1 protein-coding gene is annotated in these 523 nt (G+C 63.7%); it reads right to left on the minus strand.

All coding sequences use genetic code 11. The annotated features are described in order from the left end of the window. The coding region (locus CK240_RS18020) for a replication initiation protein (RefSeq protein WP_205957946.1) at nt 1–484 on the minus strand (484 nt) is incomplete at its 3' end. Nucleotides 485–523: the final 39 nt, after the last annotated feature.

A 523-nucleotide genomic window follows, 5' to 3' on the forward strand; every position in this document is an offset into this window, starting at 1 on the left:
TGGCGATGTGCTGGAACAGCAGCACGGAATACTTGCTGCCCAGGTGGAACACGGTCTGCCGGTCGAGAATGGCCCAGTGATTCGACCGCTCGGCCATGTCCCGGAACATCCGGCCGAAGAACCACGAGACCAGCACATCGCCGCTGAGTTCGTGGCGATAGTCCACCACGGCCTGATCGAGCAGGCCGCCGATGGTGTAGCGCATGGCCTGAGGGTCGTCATAGGTCAGCACCGCCGCGCGCAGTTCCTCGAACAACGGCTTGAGGCTTTCGCGGTCGTGGTGGGCCATGCCCTCGATGCGCCGAATGTCGGAGAGGCGCATCTCGTGGCGCACGTCCTGGGCCATGCGCCCGCCCGCCGTGGAGATCATCAGATGCATGAGCTTGAGGGCGCGCAGACTTGGCGCGTTCCGCATGTAGACCCCGCGCGCCACCTCGGCGGGCAGCACGGTCTTGGATTGGTCATAGGCCCGATCAGCGGCCACTTGCAGCGTCTTTCCCATAGGTGACTTTGGAAGTGTAAA

This window comes from Paracoccus salipaludis (assembly GCF_002287065.1).
Classification (GTDB): domain Bacteria; phylum Pseudomonadota; class Alphaproteobacteria; order Rhodobacterales; family Rhodobacteraceae; genus Paracoccus; species Paracoccus salipaludis.